This is a genomic window from Phormidesmis sp. 146-33 (genome assembly GCF_052939515.1).
In genome coordinates this window covers 1-3,860 of record NZ_JBJPHU010000229.1, presented here as the reverse complement: position 1 = coordinate 3,860, position 3,860 = coordinate 1, and the positions used below count along the sequence as shown (strand labels likewise).

At 48.1% G+C, this 3,860-nt stretch carries 4 protein-coding genes and 1 pseudogene; 2 read left to right on the top strand and 3 right to left on the bottom strand.

The genetic code is table 11. The features are described 5' to 3' along the window. The 3 genes and pseudogenes from ACJ2PR_RS35300 to ACJ2PR_RS35290 form a co-directional block, all read right to left on the bottom strand. A pseudogene (locus ACJ2PR_RS35300) lies at positions 1 to 371 on the bottom strand (hypothetical protein); the annotation flags it as partial. A 283-nt stretch (positions 372 to 654) separates the two neighbouring features. Beyond that, entirely contained in the window at positions 655 to 2,358 is a 1,704-nt protein-coding gene (locus ACJ2PR_RS35295) for a thiamine pyrophosphate-binding protein (RefSeq protein WP_446880555.1), read from the bottom strand. A gap of 377 nt (positions 2,359 to 2,735) precedes the next feature. Further along, positions 2,736 to 2,879, bottom strand: a complete 144-nt coding sequence (locus tag ACJ2PR_RS35290) for a hypothetical protein (protein WP_446880554.1) — start codon at positions 2,877 to 2,879, stop codon at positions 2,736 to 2,738. Between the two features lie 74 nt (positions 2,880 to 2,953). On the opposite strand from ACJ2PR_RS35290, the gene ACJ2PR_RS35285 reads away from it, so the two are divergent. Next, positions 2,954 to 3,097 carry a hypothetical protein gene (locus tag ACJ2PR_RS35285; protein WP_446880553.1) on the top strand — a complete coding sequence of 48 codons (144 nt, stop codon included), beginning with the start codon at positions 2,954 to 2,956 and terminating at the stop codon, positions 3,095 to 3,097. Positions 3,098 to 3,186: 89 nt separating this feature from the next. Then, positions 3,187 to 3,860: pyridoxal-phosphate dependent enzyme (locus tag ACJ2PR_RS35280; protein WP_446880552.1), on the top strand; the 674-nt coding region annotated here is incomplete at its 3' end.

Sequence of the window (3,860 nt, the reverse complement as noted above, 5' to 3'; positions counted from 1 at the left end):
TAGCGCTCGCCCAAAGACTGCAACGCTTGAAAAGCCCAATCAGACGGTTTGACATCCGACAAGCCAGAAACCGATGTGACACGCGCGATCGTAAACGGTTCGAGTCGAGGAGTTTTGGACACCGAAGGGACGATCGCAGGTTCAACGTCTGGCTCAACCGCTTGCATGACTTCGGTTGTCAGAATCGCAGCTTCGCGGTCAACTGGGAGATTTTGAACGGTTTCTAGTGAAGTTTCTGGGACTGACTGAACCGCCGCAAAACCAGGAGCCGTCATCCACAAAATCAGAAATGCAGTCGCGGGACTCATCAACAAAAACGTCCATCCGCATCGAGATAGACCGTTGGAAAAAGAAGAGATTGGGTTGCTCATCACACCAAAATTATTGAGAGGCTCTAATAGTTTTTAGAAATCTTGTACCGGGCTATTGCGATCGACAGGAATACAAATCACTGATCATTCATCTTGATCACGACTCACCAGGAATGGGCAAATGATACAGAGATGAACGATCGCATCAACGAAATAGGAACACACAAAAGATACTTGCAGAATCGCAGACTAATGTCAGAATTACTGAGACCATGGATAAGATTACATCACCCTGAGAAACGTGATCACAATTGTATCCATGATTTTATCTTTCTCAGTAATATCACTGGCACATTTGAGTGATCATTTCAGGCTGAATATTGCCCTCGATCACCACGTCGAGTAAGAATGGGCCTTTGTGAGAGAGTGCTTTCGCGATCGCAGGCGCAATCTCTTCAGGCTGCTCAATCCGAATGGCAGGCACTCCCATCGATCGAGCCATCTGATCAAACTGAATCGCTGGATAAGACAGATCAAAACTCAGCGGAAAATCATGAGCCGGAATCGCTTGCTCTTGCCAATACGCCTGAATGTTTAACTGTAACAATTTGTACGATCGATTATTACAGACTACAAACTTAGCATCGACATTATGACGCACAGCCGTCCATAGCGCTTGTATCGTATACATACTGCCACCATCCCCCGTAAAGCCAATCACCGTTTTATCAGGATGAGCTAACTTCACGCCGATCGCGCCTGGAATGCCCACTCCCAATGATCCGCCACGAGTCACAAAATAATGTCCCGATTGCGTCGTCGGTCGATAGCGCACCACATCAGGAGAACAAGTCAACGCCTCATCAAAGATCACCACATCTTCGGGTAAATGCTTGGCAAACTCTTCCATAAATTGGCAAAAGTGGAGCGGCGTTGCCTCTTCAAAGGCTTTGTCGGCTTCTAGCGCCAGCGATCGCTTCACTGCTTTCTGTCTCGCCAAGTTGTCGATGCGCGATGCGGCGGTTTGTCGTTGTTCGGGCGTTAGAATCGCTTCCAGAGCGGCGGCCAATTGGGCGAGCGATCGTTTGGGGTCACTCACTACGCCAATGTCAACGGGATGATTTTTTGCAATTTCATAGGCATTTAAGTCAATGTGCAACACTTTGGCATCAGGAGCAAACACACTGCCTAGATCAGGAAAAACTTCTGGCAAAATGTAAGTTCCACAGACCAGATTGACATCCCCTTTTTGCAAAATCGGACGGCTCTGATACCCAAACATATGTCCGGTAGAACCCTGATAAAGCGGGTGAGTTTGACTCATATTGAGTTCGCCGTTATCGGCTTCCCATACTTCTGCACCCAGCAGTTCTGCGACGTGGGTTAATTCATCTTGTGCATCTGAATAAGCAATCCCATCTCCCATAAAGATCATGGGGTTAGCAGCATTAGCTAACAGGTGAGCCATCTCATGAGTAATCGCATCTTCTGGAACGGTGCGCGTTGAAGGAATGCAAGTCGGAAAGATCGGTTCAACACAGGGCTGATCCAAGATGTCGGCAGGTAAGCAAATGTAGACGGGGCCCATTGGTGGAGTAGACGCAATCTTGATCGCCCGCCGCAACACCCGCAGCAGAGAAGACGAATCTAAAACCATCGTTGACCATTTGGTGACAGGTTCTGCGAGAGCGACCAGATCTCCCGCCATCTGTGCATCCATGCCCATGTATTTGATTCCCGCATCGCCACCAATTACGACTAAAGGAGAATGTCCACGTTTGGCTTGATATAGCGCACCAATTCCATTCCCCACACCGGGAGTGCTATGAAGCTGTACGATCGTTGGTTTTTTAGTCGCGCGTGCATGACCATCGGCCATCATCACAGCAACAGATTCTTGTAGCGTCAATATATATTTCAATTGAGGATAAGCGGACAAAGCATCCAAAAAGCCTTGCTCGACGGTGCCAGGATTGCCAAAAATATACTCAATTCCATCTGCAACTAATTGTTCTAAAATCGCAAAGCGTCCTGTCTTTTCTGCCATTGCTGCCTCCGGGCGGGGAAGTTTTGAGGAAGTGCGATCGCGATCTTACTGAGTCAGGAAAGTGTCATGAAGGAGTCATGAAGACTATGTAATCCGCTTCGCTTCGATAAAATGCCCCAAAATTCTGCCGAACACCCACTTCTTTCACAAATTTTTTGGGCAGTCTCTTTATAAGCGAGACGTTGTTTTCAGCATTTATACGGTAAATACAGCAGTTTATTATACTAAGTGAAAATTGATGCGTGACGATCATTCACAGTTTGTTTTGGGAACAGCCACGCCAGGTCAAAGCGTCTTGCGGCGGCAGTTCTGCGTTTTGAAAAATAGCTCTCGCTGCAACAGAAAATCTAGGATAATGTTGGCATCAAATAAAGCCACTAAAAATACTGCTCCACCCGTCGTTCCTCCAACATTGCAGCTACTTCTTCGTCCGTTGGTGCAGGTTGAGCTGTTTTGAGCAAGCCTCGCATCCGCTGAATCGCACTAGCGCGATCGACCTGGAAAATAAGCTGCTCTTGCAAAGACTCACTGATGGCATTGACCAGGGCAAGGTGCGATCGCTCGGTGACAGTTTAAAGACCTGCTCTTTCAGTTCTTGGCTCAACATACTCCTGAATTTGAAGGCATCTACAATAGCATGAGCGATTTGCTGACACAACGTTACGCGATTATGCTCTCCATGCCGCGCCTCAACAATCAACATAGAACTTCCGTCATGGCTAACAATCAATTAGAGTAGGTTTTCCATCCCTTATGCTTCAATCCTCATCCCCCCCCACAAGCAAGTCAGGTACAATGATTTCTCATCCTGCCTCTGCAAACTGTGTTATGCCCTCTGATTATCTTGAGAGAATTTTGAATGCTCGCGTCTATGAGGTTGCCCAAGAGACTCCTTTAGATTACGCGCCCAATCTGTCTGTGCGGTTAGGGAATAAAGTCCTGCTTAAGCGTGAAGATATGCAGTCGGTGTTCTCCTTCAAACTGCGAGGGGCTTACAACAAGATGGCGCAGCTTCCGCCGGATGTGCTGGCTCAAGGGGTGATTGCGGCTTCGGCGGGAAACCATGCTCAAGGCGTTGCCCTCGGTGCCCGCCACTTGGGAACCACCGCGATGATTGTGATGCCGTTGACGACTCCCCAGGTAAAAATTAAGGCCGTCAAAGCGCGGGGCGGAGAAGTAATATTGCATGGTGATACGTATGATGAGGCGTATGCGTATGCACGACAGCTAGAAGCCGAGAAAAATCTGACTTTTATCCATCCTTTTGATGATCCGGATGTGATTGCAGGACAGGGTACGATCGCGATGGAAATGCTGCGTCAGTGTCAACAGCCGATTCATGCCATTTTTGTGGCCATTGGCGGTGGCGGTTTGATTTCTGGAATTGCAGCTTATGTAAAACGGCTGCGTCCCGAAATTAAAATTATTGGGGTTGAGCCAGTGGATGCCGATGCGATGTCACAATCGTTGCAGGCGGGACACCGCATTAAGTTGTCGCATGT